Below are 16,538 nucleotides of genomic sequence, written 5' to 3'. Positions count from 1 at the left end.
ACTTCGGCTGGGTGACCCCTTCGGCGCGTTGGCCAGCGTCGGCGATCTATTCGAAAAGCGGGGGAGGCGGAACGTCGGACCGTGGGCTTCCGCTTGACCGTACCTCATCGGACACCAACGTATTCTCAACGCGGACTGTCTCGGGAGTTTCGACGTATGCCCCGCGTTGCCGTGTCTCAAGCTCACCGAACACCGTGAACATGCGTTCCTGACCGTGCGCGTCGACTGCATGTGCGTATTGGTCGGCCGTGAGGTTGACCGTGACGGTGCGCGGCCTACCGTTGACGCGGGTCGCGAGCTTAATGCGATGTTCAGCCGCGGCTGACGAGTTCTTTAGATCCGTAACTTCGCCTGTGAGGCGCATTGGCCTGGGGTCTGGTGTCTTCGCAAAGTAGGCGCGCGCCTGTGCGATGATCTTGCTGTCCTCCGGGGTGAACGTAATCTCGTGCGTCGGCTGCTGAACGGGTTCCTCGTCAAGGTCGTCGCGGCCCGTCCGGAAGTATGCGACTTGGATACTCGACTCGGTTTCCCGAGTCAGCGGCTCGAGTGCTGCGAGTAGTTCATAGGAGACGCCAGACATGACAGCGAGCTCGAAGGCATCGTTGACTTGGTCTTCCCGGGATCTGTGCGCCTCGGCGATAGCGTCCTTGACTGCTTCGAGAGAACCGACAAGGGTATCGGTGATGAGTCGGCCTGCAACGCGGGGCGAAGGGCGCTTCGGGTCGGGCTTTGCGCGGCTCGTAACGATACTGGCCTCGGCTGGCGTAAGCGCGGTGATGACGTAGCTGCCGACCTTCGTCTGGCCCATGTAGCACTGCGAGAGGAACTCTTCCGAGACCACATTCTCCGCGCTGGCGAACCGCTTCTTCTTGGATATCGCTGCCCGAGCTGACGCCGACAATATGCCTCGCGTGCTCTCGATCGCTTCGTCTCCAAGCTGCCACCGAATCAAGCCAGCGTTGTTCGGGGTCTCGCGGCGCACCTCGACTTCATCAAGGTGTCGGGCGACCATGAGTTTGATCATTTCGAGGGTCTGAGCGTACTCACGACCGTAGCGTTGGAGTAGAGCGTTCGAGGCATCGTCTAGCAAGTCCTGCGCGTCTGCAGCTGTGTCGACGATCGGAACAATCAGTCGGTCGAGTCCGATAGACGGTGGAGCGGCGCCGTCTGGATTCTTCGGCGCCCAGTACTCCAGCGCACCGCGGAACGATCCCGTCTGGGCCCATCCGAGCCGACGCAGCGCACGCCGGAGCGTAAGGCTGTCGCTAACGGAGATAGTCACGGTGTGCCTCCGCCTCGGATACGCGCCATGATCTGGCAGAGCGACAGATCATCGAAGACGTTAGTCGCGGGGGCTGACACGGTCACGACGTCACCGCTACCAGTGAACTCAGGTTCCCCTGCCAGGTTGACCCAGTAGCAGAGGTGCTGCGCAATCGTGTGCGGATCCTCCATGCGGATCCAGTCCTCCTGCTCGCTTGGAAGGTCCATGACTACGAGAATCTGTGGCAGTAAGGGGTTCACGCGCCGCATCTTGTCGTACCGCTTCAATGAGACCTTTGCGCGGATGCGGGACCTGTCGGCGTTCCAGCCGCTCGTCACGGCCTTGAGCTGCACGCGGAGAGGGATGTCTTCCTCATGAGGGAGCTCATGTGTCAGGTCGAGGTCGATGCCGTTGTCGACCTGCGGGGCACTGACGTTGCAACCGGCTGCAGCCGCGATGGCCTGTACGACAGACGCCTGAAACAGTTCCATCAGATCCGTCTGACGTGTCGGCATCCCACGTACAACTTGCCCAGCGGCCACGACAGCGGCGGGAAAGGCGGACACGTTCGAATCCTAGGGTCACGATCGAGTGCAATGCGAATCACAACGCCCAAGCGAATCGGTGGTTCCCACGAGCTGTAGCTCGGATTGGAGCCATCCACGACGCGGCGGGCTTCCGACTCCGTGCAGATCTACCCCGCTCGCCCGCAGCGACGGAGCGGCAGGAGCCCGCGATCGCGGGCCGTCGTGATCCAGCCTTGGGCTGTCGATAGGGCAACCCCGTTGATCTCCGCAATCGTCGCGCTCGGGTTCTTGTCGCCCTCCCGGGAGAGGTGGCCTTGCTGCAGGGTGACCAGCTCGTAGAAGTCGGGCGTCTTCTTCGAGCCGCCGAGCGGGTTGAACAGGTCGCGCGCTGATCTTGTGGCCGGACGGCAGCACGATCTTGCCGCCGGTGATCGTCTCCTTGCGCTTCATCGCGAAGCGACGCTCGATGATCGCGGCCTCGATGCGGGCGGTCGGCAGCTCGCGGAGGAGTTGGCTCGTGGCCGGTGGCCGGCCCGCCAAGGAAGGTAGATGGCGTCGGCAGGGTTGACTTGAGTTCTGAGAAACGACCCCCCGCCGTCGAGAGTGATCGACCATGTCGGAGCCGCCGTGTAGATTGCACGCAATCGGGCCTACGGGGGAACGGCCGTTCGGCGCCGGACAGTGCAGTACCGGCGTAGCGGCGTAAGACCCACGGCGTGACCACCACGAGATTGGGAGAGTCATGGGATCTGCAGTACTTCTAACAGTTAGTCGAGCGGAGGACCCCACCAGGGTGATCGGTGCGCTCGGTGAGCGAGAGATCGTGTACTTTCCTCGTACCTCCGAGGATTCTCCAGAGACCACCCTTGAAGTGGACGGCCAGCAGTATCACGGAGAGGCCGACATCATCGATCATCTTGGCGAGATCGCAGCAGTCGCCCAAGGCGAGCGCTGAGCTTTCGACTTGCATAAAGTTGCCCTGCTTGCGTCACCGGGTGTTGGGCTCCGTGACGTGCGCGCACAGTTGGCCCGGGAGCTCTCGGATGTAACGGTCCTCGATGTTGACGCCGCCATAGTCGGAGATGACGCGATCTGGTCCAACCCGCGCCTCAGGTCGGTTGATCGGGAAGCCAGGACTATTCGGAACCCCATTGAGGGTTTCCCGCGAGAAGTGATGCTGCAGTACTGGAACTCGGCATACGACAAGTTCGTGGAGGCAGCCACCAGTGGCGACGGAGCGACGGTGGTCGCATTTCACCCGTCGTTCTATTCGGCTCGGCGAAGCGAGCTCTACTCAACGCTCGGCCGACCGATCACTCGCGTCGACGATCTTAGATATGACCATGTGGTTCTCCTGATCGACGATATCTATGACATTCACCGGCGCCTTGGCTCCAAAGGAGACATCTACGACCTTCAGCGACGTCTGGACAGACACCTGCTGTCACAGAAGCTAGATGCATACCGCGGCCCTGCCGACCAGCTCGATCCAGCTGACCGCATTGTCTGGTGGCAGCTTCGCGCCGAGAATGTGAATGCGACTCTCACGGAAATCGCCATGTGGAGACGCTTCGACATGGTGCAGGCTGAATTGCTTGCTCGCGCCCACGGCTGTCCCCTCACAGTTCTCGGGGTGAAGCACCCATTCCGCTCACTTCGCCAACTTCTGTCGGACCCGCTGGGGACGACAACCTCGTATCTTTCGCACCCCATCTCTCGGCCCCGCCGCGCCGTCTTGAGCGGCAGCACCCAGCCGTGGCCCGACGTGGTTCTGTCGAGCAATCGGCTTGGTGATCGACTCGCGGGAGAGGGCATCGATTTGATCATGCCCACGTCGATTGATGAGTTCAGGATCGCTCCCGCGCCGGACTCGGCAAAGCCGCTGGCGCGCCCTTACCAATTGGGAGTGCGATGGCCGAATCTGTCGCCAACTGGGGCGATTCTGGAGAATGACCGGCCGGCAGACTTGCCCCTCGAACCGGAAGAGCCGGCAATCCTCGAGCTTGGACCCTACGCCCGTGCCCTCGAAAAGATGATCATCGGTGAGGTGCCATTCCGAGACCATTTCCTCGTAAGCAACACGGACGCGTTCCTCGTGTATCGACCCTTGTTTGGGATGGGTAACACAGAAGACCGCTCGGAACGCGGCGGTTCGTATTCGGGTGGCGTGCAGGCAGAAATTGACCATTGGGTGGACTGCTGGTCCACGGAACAACGCGAGCGGAAGCGGCGGGCGATCTTCGTTCATTGCCTTGCTGACATCAAAGAAATTGCATGGTTGTGGGCGGGCGAGTCGCCAGCGGATCCCCAGCAACGAGAGCTCCACAAACACGGCCTTCAGCAAGCACTGCGGCAATATCTACGCGAGTCGTATGGGCTTAAGCACGCCGACGTCGAGTCGATTCTGCGCGGTGAAGACTTGCGCGATGACATGCTCGACAGCGCGGTTATCGATGCGTCGCACAACGTCGCCGAGCTCCGATCCCGTGCGTACGAACAGGCCGGACTTGGGTACCTCGTTCAATACCTGACCGGAGGCATCGAGCGGCAAGAAATTCTCGAGTCTGGAGACGTTGTCGTGTACTTGACGCGACATGACGAGCTGTCGGACGACGAGCTGAACCGCGTCGCCCAGTTCTTGCGGTCAAGCTCTCCTTGGACCACCGTCCTCGTAGACGACACCGGCGTGCTAGTCGAGGGACTCGGGGCGAACTCACTGGGTGATTGGGTCGCAGCAGTGCTGGAAGGCGAGTAGCCGGCCCATCGTCGCGATTGTCATGTCTTGCGACCAGAGGTCAACCTTCTCGTTGAAGCGGTGCTAGCCAGCCCGCCCTCGCCGGCCGGGCGGCAGCAGCCCGCGCTCGCGGGCCTTCGTGATCCAGCCCTGCGCGGTGGAGAGGGCAACCCCATTGATCTCCGCCATCGTCGCGCTCGGGTTTTTGTCGCCCTCCCGGGTGAGCTGGCCATGCTGCAGGGCGACCAGCTCGTAGAAGTCGGGCGTCTTCTTCGGGTCGCCGATCGGGTTGAGCAGGTCGCGCTCGCTGATCCTGTGGCCTGACGGCAGCACGATTTTGCCGCCGGATCTCGTCTCGGTGCGCTTCATCGCGAACAGCCGCTTGTTGATCGCGGCCTCGATGCGGGCGGTCGGCAACTCGCGGAGGAGTTGGCTGGTGATTGGTTGGCCGACCCGCCAAGGAAGGTAGATGACACCCGTGATGCGCACTTCCTCCGGTACGGCGAACGTCTGGCGCTGCAGGCGGATCATCACGCGTGTGTGCGTCGGAATGTGTTCGATCCATCGCCAGCGGCCGTCGATGGTCTCGTTCTGGTCGGACACGGAAACGCGGTACTGCTCATTCGGCGCGGTCATCCACCGGTCGTAGCCGAGCAGTTCGTCGATCTCGAGCGACGGGTCGTCACCTCGGTCGCCCGGGAAGTGGAGATGCAGGTACCACTCTTCGGGGAGGTCGTCTGCGACGAGGAGTCCGTCTCGAGACTGGTCCGCCCACCAGGGGGACTCGGGTAGGTCCATGGCACGAGTCTAGCCACACAACTCAGATACTTGCCGAAACCCATGTGCGGTGATAATCTCAGGTACTTGCAAATAGCCGCGCGTGGGTCGGCATGCACGAGATGCCAGCCGGCGGCCGATGAGTCGAGGGGGAGCGTCATGGCCGACACCGCGTGGAGGGTCGAGTATCTGAGCCGAGTCGAGGCCGCTGAGCGGTGTCGCATCCCCGTCTCGAGCTTCGACAAGCTGCGGCATGACGGGCTCATCCCCGAGCCCGACGCGCGCATGGGCAAGCACCTGCTCTGGAGCGCCGACACGATCGACGAGCTGCTCGCGCGGGGTGGAACGGAACACTGATGGCCGGGCGGCCGACCAAGGACACCCCGTCGCGGGTTGATCCGCGCACGGGACGGCCGCTGCCCGAGGGCATCCGCTGGCGCGCCGACCGCCAGCGCTACCAGATCCGCGTCGTCGGTCCGAGCGTCGATGGCGGTGCCGCCGAACGCTCCCGCACGTTCCTCACCCTCGCCGAGGCCAAGCGCGAACTCGCCAAGATGGTCGCCGGTCGTAACCCGAACGGCTCGATGACGCTCGACCAGTGGTACGACAAGTACTGGCCGGCGATCGAGTCCTCCATTCGCCCGGCGACGGCCCGCAGCTACGGCGTCGCCTGGCGGCTCCGCGTGAAGCCGAGCCTCGGCCGGCACCGGCTCGATGAGATCACCTCGCCGATGATCGAGTCGGCGATGGTCGCGTGGTCGGGTGGGGCATCCGCCAAGAACGATGCGCTCGCGGTGCTCTCACGCCTCCTCGACGGCGCGCGTCGGTCGCGGTTCATCGACTACAACCCGGCCCGCGAGGTGAAGCGGCCGAGCATGCGCGAGTCGATTTCGCCGGTGTCGCGGGCGCTCACGCTCGAGCAGATCGCCACGCTGCTCGGCCTCATTCCCGACGGCGTCTACCGCCGGTACTTCGCCGCCCTCGTCTACACGGGGATGCGCGCGGGCGAAGCGACCGCGCTGCGCGTCGGCGACGTCGACTTCGGGCGCGCCGTCATCCGCGTCAGCCGCTCGCTGAGTCCGGGCATGCGCGGCGAGCTCATCGAGCAATCGCCCAAGAGTCACAAGTCACGGGATGTCCCGCTGATCGACGCGCTGCGTCCGTACGCCGAGGCTGCGGCGCGCGGCAAGCGGGGGAGCGACCTGCTCTTCGACGGACCCGACGGCGGTCGCCTCACGAATCACAACGCGCGCCGCGCGGTGAACTGGGAAGAACTGCGCGAGGCGATCGGCCGGCCCGACCTGCGCATCCACGATCTGCGGCACACGTTCGCGACGATCCTGTTCGACGCCGGCGCCACCGCGCCCGACGTGCAGGCGACCCTCGGCCACTCGAGCCTGCAGGTCACCGAGCGCTACTCGCGTGCTCGCGAGGGCGTCGCGCTCCGAGCCGGCGCAGCACTCAACGATGCGCTCAAGCGAGCCGACGAAAGCACCGATGCGAGCAGAGCCAAGACCGGCACTCAGCACGAAGCCAAGCCAGCCCATCCAGAACCAGGAATGGCACAACGCCGAACCAGGCGAACCATTAATGGCACATTAATGGCACAGCCTCACCGGCGGTCTCGCGGAATGACCCGCTGACACGAAAAAACCCCCGGTAAACCGGGGGTTTTGACTGTGGCTCCGACCGGCATCGATCCGGTGACCTTTCGATTTTCAGTCGAACGCTCTACCAACTGAGCTACAGAGCCTCGGGGCATCCGTTCGTGGACTGCGTCCGGAACAACTACCGCGATATAAGGAGAAAGCCCCTTCTCTCGAAAGGGCTTGTCGCCTTGAGCGACCCTGACGGGACTTGAACCCGCGACCTCCGCCGTGACAGGGCGGCACGCTAACCAACTGCGCTACAGGGCCATGATTATTGAATTATACCCACTCGTTCGAGCGTGACCCCAACGGGATTCGAACCCGTGCTGCCGCCGTGAAAGGGCGGTGTCCTAGGCCGCTAAACGATGGGGCCGGGGGTTTGTGACTGGCACAACCACCGAGAGAAGAGCATACGTGCTTCCGGGCGAGAATCCAAAACGAGGCCGCCGCGCCATCGTCCCGGGCGCGTCGAGGGCGCGCCGAGCCACCCCCGAGCCCGCCTCGAGCCGCAGCCACCGAGGTTCCGCCACGCGGAGGCGGAATCCCCGATCGTGCGCGATCGCGTGCCTAGGGTGACAAGGACCGCCTGCACGCGAGCGACGGCGCGGGGACCTCCCTGCGTGGACGGGGAACCATGGACCGAACCACTGCACGCCGGCCGGACACGAGCCGCCGACGCCTCAGCGAGCGCTCGGTCGCGCCCCGCGGAAGCATCCTGCGCAGCATCCGTCGCGCCGGCGCCGACGAACGCGGCGCCCGCCGAGGCGGCCCGCGCATCCTCCGCGGCGCCCGCCGCAACCGGGCGATCGCCGCCCTCCTGTCGGCCACGTTCGCGCTGAGTCTCTCGATCGCCCAGCCCGGCGCCGCGACGGCGGCGACGTATCCCACCTGGGACGAACTGCAGGCGGCGAAGGCGAACACCGCCGCGGGAGCCGCCGCGGTCACCCAGATCGTCGGGCTCATCGCGCAGCTCGAGGCGAACGTCGAGGCGACGCGCGCCGAGGCCGAGCGCCGCATGGTCGAGATGCTCGAGGCGCAGGACCGCTACGACGATGCGGTGCGGCGTGCCGACGAGATCCAGCGGCAAGCGGATGCCTCCGCCGCCGAGGCGGCGACCGCGAAGACCAACGCCGGCCAGGTCGCGGCGCAGCTGTTCCGCACGGGGTCGAGCGACGTCTCGATGTCGCTCATGTTCGATGCTGGCGACGCGCAGTCGACCGACGCGCTGCTCGCGAAGCTCGGCAGCATGGACAAGATGGTCGAGCGCACCTCCGCGATCTACGAGAAGGCGCAGGAGCAGGCGAACACCGCGGCCTCGCTCGGCGAGCAGGCGAAGGTGGCGCAGGGCGAGCGCGAGAAGCTCCGCATCGCGGCCGAGGAGGCGCTGGTCGCCGCGCAGGAGGCGCAGGCCGCGGCCGAGGCGGCGCTCGCCGAGTCCGAGGCGAAGAAGGTCGAGCTCGAGGCGCAGCTCGCATTCCTCCGCGACGTCGAGGCCAAGACCACCGCCGCGTACGAGGAGGGCGAGCGCATCCGCAAGGAGGAGGAGCGCAAGCGCCGCGAGGCACTCGAGGCTGCCCTGCGCGCCGGTAACGGTGCGGCGGCCGGCACGGTCGCCAGCTCCGGCTGGGCGAAGCCCGCGTACGGTCGCATCACGAGCGGCTACGGCGCTCGCAGTTCGCTGTGCGGCGGCGGATACTGCTCCGGTTCCTTCCACTACGCCTACGACCTCGGCACCGGATGCGACGCCCCGATCTATGCGGCCAACAGCGGCGTCGTCGTGATCTCGGGCTGGAGCGGCAGCTACGGCAACTACATCAAGGTCAACCACGGCGGCGACATCTCGACGGGCTACGCGCACATCCGCGACGGCGGGCTGCTCGTCGGCACGGGCGCGTGGGTCGAGGCGGGTCAGCTGATCGCGCGAAGCGGCACGACGGGCGCGTCGACCGGATGCCACCTGCACTTCGAGGTCTGGCACGGCGGTACCCGCATCAACCCCGGCCCGTTCATGGCGGAGCGGGGCGTGGGCCTTGGCTGAGCACCGCACGAGACCGGTGTCGCGGGTGAAGCCCGCGACCGTGTTCTCGGCGGTCGCCATCGGCGCCGTCACGGTCACCGCGGCCGCTGCGGGCGGCCCGGCGTTCGCCGCGCCCGACTATCCCACCTGGGAGGAGATCGAGCAGGCCAAGGCGAACGAGCACACCAAGCAGGCCGAGATCGACCGGCTGAACGAGTTGCTCGCGGGCCTGCGCAGCGCAGCGGATGCCGCGATCGAGGCGTCGATGATCGCCGACGAGGCGTACCGCACCACCATCGTGAAACGGGATGCCGCCGCCGAGCGCGAGCGCGAACTCGGCGCCGAGGCCGACGAGGCTGAGGCGGTCGCCGAGATATCGCGCATGCGGGCCGGGCTCCTCGCCGCGCACCTCGCGAAGACCGCCGGTCAAGACCTCTCGGCCGAGCTCGCGTTCTCGGGCGACGCCGACGGCCTGCTCGACCAGCTCGGCCTCGCGTCGCAGCTCGGGCAGCGTTCGCAGACGGTGTACGAGCAGGCGTTGGCCGACCGCAACAGCGCGCAGTCCCTACGCGAGCAGGCGCAGACGGCGACCGCCGAACGGGAACGCCTCGCGAAGCGCGCCGAGCAGCAGGCCGACGAGGCCCGCGAGGCCGCCGACGCCGCGAGCGCCGCGGTCGCCGAGGCCGAGACGAGGTCGGGCGAGCTCTATGCGCAGCTCGCGAGCCTGCAGGGCACGACGGCCGACCTCGAACGCCAGCGCGCGGAGGGCATCGAGATCGAACGCCAGGAGGCGGCCGCCGCTGCAGCGGCAGCGGCCGAGGCGGCGGCAGCCGCAGCCGCAGCGGAAGCGGCGAACCGGCCGCCACCAGGCAACGGCGGCGGAGGCGGGAGCTCGGGCGGCGGCTCCGGCGGTGGAGGCGGCGGCCCGGTCGTCGGCCCGCCGAACTCCAGCGCCGTCGAGACCGCGATCTGGTTCGCGAGCCAGCAGCTCGGCGAACGCTACGTGCTCGGCGGTGCCGGCCCCGACGTCTGGGACTGCTCAGGCCTCACGAAGGTGTCGTACGCGAACGCCGGCATCTACGTCGGCACGCACTCGGCCACGAACCAGTACCGCACGCTCGCCGCGCAGGGCAAGGCGGTGCCGCTGTCGCAGATCCAACGCGGCGACCTGCTGTTCTGGGGCGGCGGGGGCGACTACTACCACGTCGCGATCTACCTCGGCGGCGGACGCATCCTCGAGGCGCCCCGCGAGGGCGTGCCCGTCCGCGAGTACTTCATCTGGGGATCGCCGGCCGCCGCGGCCCGCCCCGCCGGCTGAGCACGCGGTCTCGATACGCTTCGCTACTCGACCACCGGTCGTCGAGTAGGCGCGCAGCGCCGTATCGAGACGCGGGGACGGCCGGGTCTCGATACGCTTCGCTACTCGACCACCGGGTTCGGCGCTTCGCTACTCGACCACCGGGTGCAGCGCCCCGAAACGCGAACGAGCGGATGCCTGAGGCATCCGCTCGTTCGATGAATCGTGCGTCGATCAGTGACCGGGGTAGGCCTCGATCGCCTTCTGGATCAGCGCCTCGGCCTCGGCCGCGTTCGCCCAGCCCTCGGTCTTGACCCACTTGCCGGGCTCGAGGTCCTTGTAGTGCTCGAAGAAGTGCTCGATCTCCTTGCGCGTGTACTCGGGGATGTCGTCGACGTCCTGGATGTGGTTCCAGCGCGGGTCGCCCGCGAGCACCGCGATCACCTTGGCGTCGCCGCCGCCGTCGTCGGTCATGTGGAACACGCCGACCGGGCGCACCTTGAGGCCGACGCCGGGGAAGACGGGGTACTCGAGCAGCACGAGCACGTCCAGCGGGTCGCCGTCGTCGCCCAAGGTGTTCTCGAAGAAGCCGTAGTCGGTCGGGTACACGAAGCTCGTGTAGAGCACGCGGTCGAGGAAGATGCGACCCGTCTCGTGGTCGACCTCGTACTTGTTGCGGCTCCCCTTGGGGATCTCGATGACGGCGTTGTACTCGCCCATGTGCACTCCTGTCGGTGGAAGTCTCGCCGGCCGCCCCGGTCGGGCGCGCGAACGGCGCAATAAGGTTACTTGATGCCCTCCGAAGACCAGACGGATGCCTCTCGCCGCCCCCGCCTGACCCCGCCGATCGCCGACGTGCGACGTGCGGTGCGTGCCGTGCTGCCCGAGTCGGGACGCGTGCTGGTCGCCCTGTCGGGCGGCGCCGACTCGCTCGCGCTCGCCGCGGCGACCGCGTTCGAGGCGCCGCGCTCAGGGCTCGAGGCCGGTGCGGTGATCGTCGACCACGGACTGCAGGATGCCTCCGCGGTGGTCGCCGCGCGTGCGGCCGACGAGGCCCGCGCGCTCGGCCTCGATCCCGTGCTCGTGCGCCGGGTCCAGGTGGACGGCGAGGGCGGGCCCGAGGCATCCGCTCGCCGAGCCAGGTACGCGGCGCTCGACGCGGCCGCGCTCGAGACCCGCGCCGAGATCGTGCTGCTCGGTCACACCCTCGACGACCAGGCCGAAACCGTGCTGCTCGGCCTCGCCCGCGGCTCGGGCGGCGCGAGCCTGTCGGGCATGGCTGCCCGCACCGGTCGGTACGCGCGGCCGCTGCTCGGCATCCGTCGCGAGACGACACGACAGGCCTGCCTCGATGCCGGACTCGAACCGTGGGACGACCCGCACAACACGGATGCCTCCTACGCGCGCGTGCGCGTCCGCGAGATGGTGCTGCCCGTGCTCGAGCGCGAACTCGGCCCGGGCATCGCCGAGGCGCTCGCCCGCACCGCCGAACAGCTTCGCGAAGACGAGGCGGCCTTCGACGCGCAGATCGAGGAGTTCATCGAGGAGGTCTGCGAGCCCGCCGAGGCCGGCATCGCGGTGTCGGCGCCGTGGCTCGCCGCGAACCCCGCGGCGCTGCGGCAGCGCATCATCCGGCACGTCGTCGCGAGCGAGTTCGGCGTCTCGCTGAGCCGGGTGCAGACCCTCGAGGTCGCCCGGCTCGTCACCGACTGGCATGGGCAGGGACCGGTCGACCTGCCCGGCGGCGGGCGCGCCACCCGCACCGGGCGTCACGTCGTCTTCTCGGCGACGGGCGCGACCGAGATCCTGCCGCACGACCACTGAGCGCCGGTCGTCGAGTAGGCGCACAGCGCCGTATCGACACGCGGAGTGGGGCGGGTCTCGATACGCTTCGCTACTCGACCACCGGGCGCTTCGCTACTCGACCACCGGGGCTTCCGCGTAGGCTCGTGGCATCCGCTGGACGAGCACGACAGGAGCAGGAATGTACGCGAGCGAGATCGAAGCCGATCTGACCGAAGTCCTCGTCACGGAAGCGGAGATCCAAGCGAAGCTCGACGAGCTCGCCCGGCGGATCGAGGCCGACTACGACGGCCGTGACATCCTGCTCGTCGGCGTGCTGAAGGGCGCGGTCATGGTCATGGCCGACCTCGCCCGCTCGCTCAAGGTGCACCTCAACATGGACTGGATGGCCGTCTCGAGCTACGGCACCGGCACGAAGTCGTCGGGCGTCGTGCGGATCCTGAAGGACCTCGACTCCGACCTCACCGGCCGGCACGTGCTCATCGTCGAGGACATCATCGACTCGGGCCTCACCCTCAGTTGGCTGCGCGAGAACCTCGAATCGCGCGGCGCGGCGTCGGTCGAGATCTGCGCCCTGTTCCGCAAGCCCGACGCCGCCAAGGTCGAGGTCGACGTGAAGTACGTCGGGTTCGACATCCCGAACCAGTTCGTCGTCGGCTACGGGCTCGACTACGCCGAGCGGTACCGCAACCTGCGCGACGTCGCGATCCTCGCGCCGCACGTCTACTCGTAACCCCGCGGGTCTCGATACGGTCGCTGCGCTCCCTACTCGACCGCCGGGGCAGCTCGCCGTCGGTGGTCGGGTAGCGGAGCGTATCGAGACCCGCGGAGTCAGCCGCCGAGCACGTCGTCGGGCTGCAGTACCGGCTCGAACCGTTCGAGGGCGCGTCTCGTGGCGTCGTCCGCGGGAAGGAACGCCTCGACCGCGAGCTCCGAGAGCGTGACGTCGAGCGGTGTGCCGAACGTCGAGATCGTCGACAGGAAGCTGAGCGTCTCGCCGCCGACCCGCAGTCGGAGCGGCAGCGCGATCTCGCCGTCGTGCGGGGCGGTGCCCGGTTCGTGCCCGCCCGGCTCGTCGTGCTCGTGGACGTCGTACTCGTGCAGCACCTCGAGCAGGCGACCGTCGCGCGTCAGGCTCGCCTGCCGACGGGCACGGCCGAGCAGGTGCTCGCGCCACTGCTCCAGGTTCTCGATGTGCGGTGCCATGCCGCGCGGGTCGAGGGTGACCCGCAGCGCGTTCATCGGCGGCGCCAGCAGCGCCCGGTCGACCCCCTGCAGCAGGATGCCGACGTGCGCGTTCGCGTCCACGACGTTCCACGCGGCATCCACCACGAGCGCCGGATACGGCGCGTGCACGTCGAGCAACCGGCGCAGCTGCGCACGAACACCCTGACTCCGATCGCCGTCGAGGTCGTCGGCCGGGAACGCGGGGGCGAAGCCGCCCGCGAGCAACAGCCGGTTTCGCTCCCGCAGCGGCAGGTCGAGATGCTCGGCGAGCCGGAGCAGCAGGTCCCTGCCCGGATTCGACTTGCCCGTCTCCACGAAGCTCAGATGCCTCGTCGAGATGCCCGTCTCCGACGAGAGGGCCAACTGGCTGTACCGACGGTGCTCACGCCACTCCCGCAGCAGGCCGCCGACGTCGGTCGCGGTCTCGATCGTGTGCATCCGGCCCTCCCCGAACCCGATCCTGCCACGGCCGTGCTCACCGAGCCGGTCGAGGTCGAGCCGGTCGAGCCGCAGCGCCCGAGCGACGGTGCAGCGCGGCCAGGGCGGCGACCTCGAACGCCGTGACCCCGGCGATCAGCACCCCCTGGGCGACCACGAGGGCGACGCCGAGCGGTGCCGTCGGGGCCCAGGACGCGGTGAGCAGGGCGACGCTCGCCGCGACCCAGAGCACGTTGAACACCACGAGCGCGATGACGAGCCGGGTGCGGAGCACGGCCTCGGTCGCGAGCAGGCCCAGCGCCAGGCCGAACGGCACGAGGAACCAGCCCGCCGCGAGCAGGAGCCCCGCGGGAATGGTGAGTTCGGCGGCGAAGCCGTTGCCGAGCACGATGAAGGCGGTGCCGAGTGCGATGCCGCCCACCGCGTCGAGGCCGACGCTCGCCCGCAGCAGCCCCTCGGGCGAGCGGAGCGTGCGGGGGCCGGACGTCGCCGGGGCGGTGATCGAAGCGGAGACGGTCATGGTCTGGGTCCTCTCGAACGGTGTGCGTGCCGCCGGTCGGCAGCGGGAACGGCACGAGCGTACGAACGGGGAGGTCATGGAGGCGATGACCTCCGAGGTCATGGCTGGGTCTCGATACGGTCGCTGCGCGCCCTCCTCGACCACCGGGGTGCGCTCGTTGCGCTCCCTGTTCGACCACCGGGGCGCGCTCGCTGCGCGCCCACAGCGAACAGACAGGCGACGCTCGGGGACGCGAGGGTAGCCTTGCAAGACCATGAACATGAAGAAGATCCTGCGCGGGCCGATCATCTACATCCTGCTCGCGATCGTCGCGGTCTGGATCGGGTCGAGCCTGATCACCGCGTCCGGCTTCCGCCAGGTCTCGACGCAGGAGGGCCTCGACTTCCTCAACGACGGCAAGGTCGCCGCCGTGAAGATCGTCGACGGCGAGAACCGCGTCGACCTCACGCTCACCGAGGCCGACGACGAGTACGGCACGCAGGTGCAGTTCTACTACGTGACGCCTCGCGGAACCGACGTGGTCGAGGCCGTCGACGCGGCGAACCCGTCCGACGGCTTCAACGACGAGGTGCCGCAGCCGAACTGGTTCCTCTCGATGCTCGGCATCCTGCTGCCGCTCGTGCTGATCGGCCTCTTCTTCTGGATCATGCTCTCGGGCATGCAGGGCGGCGGCAACAAGGTCATGCAGTTCGGCAAGTCGCGCGCGAAGCTCGTCTCGAAGGAGAGCCCGACCGTCACGTTCGACGACGTCGCCGGCAGCGACGAGGCGATCGAGGAGCTCCACGAGATCAAGGAGTTCCTCAAGGAGCCGGCGAAGTTCCAGGCCGTCGGCGCCCGCATCCCGAAGGGCGTGCTGCTGTACGGCCCTCCCGGTACGGGCAAGACCCTGCTCGCTCGCGCCGTCGCGGGTGAGGCGGGCGTGCCGTTCTACTCCATCTCGGGCTCCGACTTCGTCGAGATGTTCGTCGGCGTCGGTGCGAGCCGCGTGCGCGACCTGTTCGAGCAGGCCAAGCAGAACTCGCCGGCCATCATCTTCGTCGACGAGATCGACGCGGTCGGCCGTCACCGCGGCGCCGGCCTCGGCGGCGGGCACGACGAGCGCGAGCAGACGCTGAACCAGCTCCTCGTCGAGATGGACGGATTCGACCCCAAGACGAACGTCATCCTCATCGCGGCGACCAACCGCCCCGACATCCTCGACCCCGCGCTCCTGCGCCCGGGCCGCTTCGACCGCCAGATCGGCGTCGACGCGCCCGACCTCAAGGGCCGACACAAGATCCTCGAGGTGCACTCCAAGGGCAAGCCGCTCGCGAACGGCGTCGACCTCGAGGTGCTCGCGCGCAAGACGCCGGGCTTCACCGGCGCCGACCTCGCGAACGTCCTGAACGAGGCCGCGCTGCTCACCGCCCGCTCGAACGCGCAGCTCATCGACAACCGCGCCCTCGACGAGGCGGTCGACCGCGTCATCGCCGGCCCGCAGCGCCGGTCGCGCGTCATGAAGGACAAGGAGAAGCTCATCACCGCGTACCACGAGGGCGGCCACGCCCTCGCCGCGGCGGCGATGAACCACACCGACCCGGTGACGAAGATCACGATCCTGCCGCGCGGTCGCGCCCTCGGCTACACGATGGTCATGCCGCTGGAGGACAAGTACTCGGTCACCCGCAACGAGCTGCTCGACCAGCTCACCTACGCGATGGGCGGCCGGGTCGCCGAGGAGATCGTGTTCCACGACCCGTCGACGGGCGCCTCGAACGACATCGAGAAGGCCACCTCGACGGCCCGCAAGATGGTCACCGAGTACGGCATGTCGGCGAACGTCGGCGCGGTCAAGCTCGGCCAGTCGCAGGGCGAGGTCTTCCTCGGTCGCGACATGGGCCACCAGCGCGACTACTCCGAGGAGATCGCCGAGACGGTCGACGTCGAGGTGCGCGCGCTCATCGAGCAGGCGCACGACGAGGCGTGGCAGGTGCTGAACGACAACCGCGACATCCTCGACAAGCTGGCCGCCGAGCTGCTCGAGCACGAGACGCTCGACCACAACCAGATCGCCGAGATCTTCAAGGACGTCAGGAAGCTGCCGCCGCGTCCGCTGTGGCTGTCGAGCGACAAGCGCCCGGTGTCCGACATCCCGCCGATCACGTTCCCCGAGGACAAGCTGCCCATCGACGAGGGCATGGTCGACGGCGGCGTGGACTCGCAGGACACGCCCATCGAGGAGCCGGTCGCGACGCGCAAGCCGCGCTCCAACCCCCGACCCGCGACCGCGTAACCACCACGGAGGG

The 16,538-nt window shown here is 67.8% G+C and carries 15 protein-coding genes and 3 tRNA genes; 9 read left to right on the top strand and 9 right to left on the bottom strand.

Annotated features, from left to right (window positions below; all coding sequences use genetic code 11):
- Window positions 1-46 precede the first annotated feature (46 nt).
- On the bottom strand, window positions 47-1,282 hold the full coding sequence (locus ELQ40_RS14680; RefSeq protein WP_127794352.1) for a hypothetical protein: 1,236 nt from the start codon (window positions 1,280-1,282) through the stop codon (window positions 47-49).
- Window positions 1,279-1,830, bottom strand: a complete 552-nt coding sequence (locus ELQ40_RS14675) for a DUF4365 domain-containing protein (RefSeq protein ID WP_127794351.1) — start codon at window positions 1,828-1,830, stop codon at window positions 1,279-1,281. The genes ELQ40_RS14680 and ELQ40_RS14675 overlap by 4 nt, the downstream gene beginning before the upstream one ends.
- 754 nt (window positions 1,831-2,584) lie before the next feature.
- On the opposite strand from ELQ40_RS14675, the gene ELQ40_RS18825 reads away from it, so the two are divergent.
- On the top strand, window positions 2,585-2,746 hold the full coding sequence (locus tag ELQ40_RS18825; protein WP_164863621.1) for a hypothetical protein: 162 nt from the start codon (window positions 2,585-2,587) through the stop codon (window positions 2,744-2,746).
- Between the two features lie 219 nt (window positions 2,747-2,965).
- Window positions 2,966-4,546: a hypothetical protein gene (locus ELQ40_RS14670; protein WP_205649352.1), complete on the top strand. Its 1,581-nt coding sequence runs from the start codon at window positions 2,966-2,968 to the stop codon at window positions 4,544-4,546.
- A 63-nt stretch (window positions 4,547-4,609) separates the two neighbouring features.
- Here ELQ40_RS14670 and ELQ40_RS14665 read toward each other — a convergent pair whose 3' ends face one another.
- Complete coding sequence (locus ELQ40_RS14665; protein WP_127794349.1) at window positions 4,610-5,323, bottom strand: hypothetical protein; 714 nt, start codon at window positions 5,321-5,323, stop codon at window positions 4,610-4,612.
- 138 nt (window positions 5,324-5,461) lie between these two features.
- On the opposite strand from ELQ40_RS14665, the gene ELQ40_RS14660 reads away from it, so the two are divergent.
- Both ELQ40_RS14660 and ELQ40_RS14655 read left to right on the top strand, forming a co-directional pair.
- Complete coding sequence (locus tag ELQ40_RS14660) at window positions 5,462-5,659, top strand: XRE family transcriptional regulator (RefSeq protein ID WP_127794348.1); 198 nt, start codon at window positions 5,462-5,464, stop codon at window positions 5,657-5,659.
- Complete coding sequence (locus ELQ40_RS14655) at window positions 5,659-6,945, top strand: site-specific integrase (protein WP_127794347.1); 1,287 nt, start codon at window positions 5,659-5,661, stop codon at window positions 6,943-6,945. Before ELQ40_RS14660 ends, ELQ40_RS14655 begins: the two co-directional genes overlap by 1 nt.
- Before the next feature lie 37 nt (window positions 6,946-6,982).
- Here the strand turns inward: ELQ40_RS14655 and ELQ40_RS14650 are convergent.
- From ELQ40_RS14650 to ELQ40_RS14640, 3 genes are all read right to left on the bottom strand, one after another.
- Window positions 6,983-7,055: transfer RNA gene (locus ELQ40_RS14650), tRNA-Phe, on the bottom strand.
- An 89-nt stretch (window positions 7,056-7,144) separates the two neighbouring features.
- Window positions 7,145-7,218: transfer RNA gene (locus tag ELQ40_RS14645), tRNA-Asp, on the bottom strand.
- 33 nt (window positions 7,219-7,251) lie between these two features.
- Window positions 7,252-7,324, bottom strand: a tRNA-Glu gene (locus ELQ40_RS14640).
- Between the two features lie 261 nt (window positions 7,325-7,585).
- Between ELQ40_RS14640 and ELQ40_RS14635 the strand changes: the two genes are divergently transcribed.
- Both ELQ40_RS14635 and ELQ40_RS14630 read left to right on the top strand, forming a co-directional pair.
- Complete coding sequence (locus ELQ40_RS14635; protein WP_127794346.1) at window positions 7,586-8,989, top strand: M23 family metallopeptidase; 1,404 nt, start codon at window positions 7,586-7,588, stop codon at window positions 8,987-8,989.
- Complete coding sequence (locus ELQ40_RS14630) at window positions 8,982-10,286, top strand: C40 family peptidase (RefSeq protein WP_127794345.1); 1,305 nt, start codon at window positions 8,982-8,984, stop codon at window positions 10,284-10,286. Before ELQ40_RS14635 ends, ELQ40_RS14630 begins: the two co-directional genes overlap by 8 nt.
- Window positions 10,287-10,499: 213 nt before the next feature.
- Here ELQ40_RS14630 and ppa read toward each other — a convergent pair whose 3' ends face one another.
- Window positions 10,500-10,985, bottom strand: a complete 486-nt coding sequence (gene ppa, locus ELQ40_RS14625; protein ID WP_127794344.1) for an inorganic diphosphatase — start codon at window positions 10,983-10,985, stop codon at window positions 10,500-10,502.
- A 72-nt stretch (window positions 10,986-11,057) separates the two neighbouring features.
- Here ppa and tilS point away from each other — a divergent pair, with 72 nt between their 5' ends.
- Together tilS and hpt are read left to right on the top strand one after the other, a co-directional pair.
- A complete protein-coding gene (tilS, locus tag ELQ40_RS14620; protein WP_127794343.1) occupies window positions 11,058-12,089 on the top strand; it encodes a tRNA lysidine(34) synthetase TilS in 1,032 nt (343 codons plus the stop codon).
- 160 nt (window positions 12,090-12,249) lie between these two features.
- A complete protein-coding gene (hpt, locus tag ELQ40_RS14615; RefSeq protein WP_127794342.1) occupies window positions 12,250-12,801 on the top strand; it encodes a hypoxanthine phosphoribosyltransferase in 552 nt (183 codons plus the stop codon).
- 98 nt (window positions 12,802-12,899) lie between these two features.
- Here the strand turns inward: hpt and ELQ40_RS14610 are convergent, their stop codons facing one another.
- Together ELQ40_RS14610 and ELQ40_RS14605 are read right to left on the bottom strand one after the other, a co-directional pair.
- The gene (locus ELQ40_RS14610) at window positions 12,900-13,733 is read right to left on the bottom strand and encodes a helix-turn-helix domain-containing protein (protein WP_127794341.1); all 834 of its coding nucleotides are present in this window, start codon (window positions 13,731-13,733) and stop codon (window positions 12,900-12,902) included.
- A 37-nt stretch (window positions 13,734-13,770) separates the two neighbouring features.
- Window positions 13,771-14,253, bottom strand: a complete 483-nt coding sequence (locus ELQ40_RS14605) for a hypothetical protein (protein WP_127794340.1) — start codon at window positions 14,251-14,253, stop codon at window positions 13,771-13,773.
- Between the two features lie 253 nt (window positions 14,254-14,506).
- On the opposite strand from ELQ40_RS14605, the gene ftsH reads away from it, so the two are divergent.
- Window positions 14,507-16,525, top strand: coding sequence for an ATP-dependent zinc metalloprotease FtsH (gene ftsH, locus ELQ40_RS14600; RefSeq protein ID WP_127794339.1), 2,019 nt, complete (start codon window positions 14,507-14,509; stop codon window positions 16,523-16,525).
- Window positions 16,526-16,538 lie beyond the last annotated feature (13 nt).

The organism is Agromyces sp. LHK192, assembly GCF_004006235.1.
Taxonomy (GTDB): Bacteria; Actinomycetota; Actinomycetes; order Actinomycetales; family Microbacteriaceae; genus Agromyces.
The sequence above is the reverse complement of the archived record's forward strand: the minus strand, read 5'-3'. Positions and strand labels throughout refer to the sequence as shown.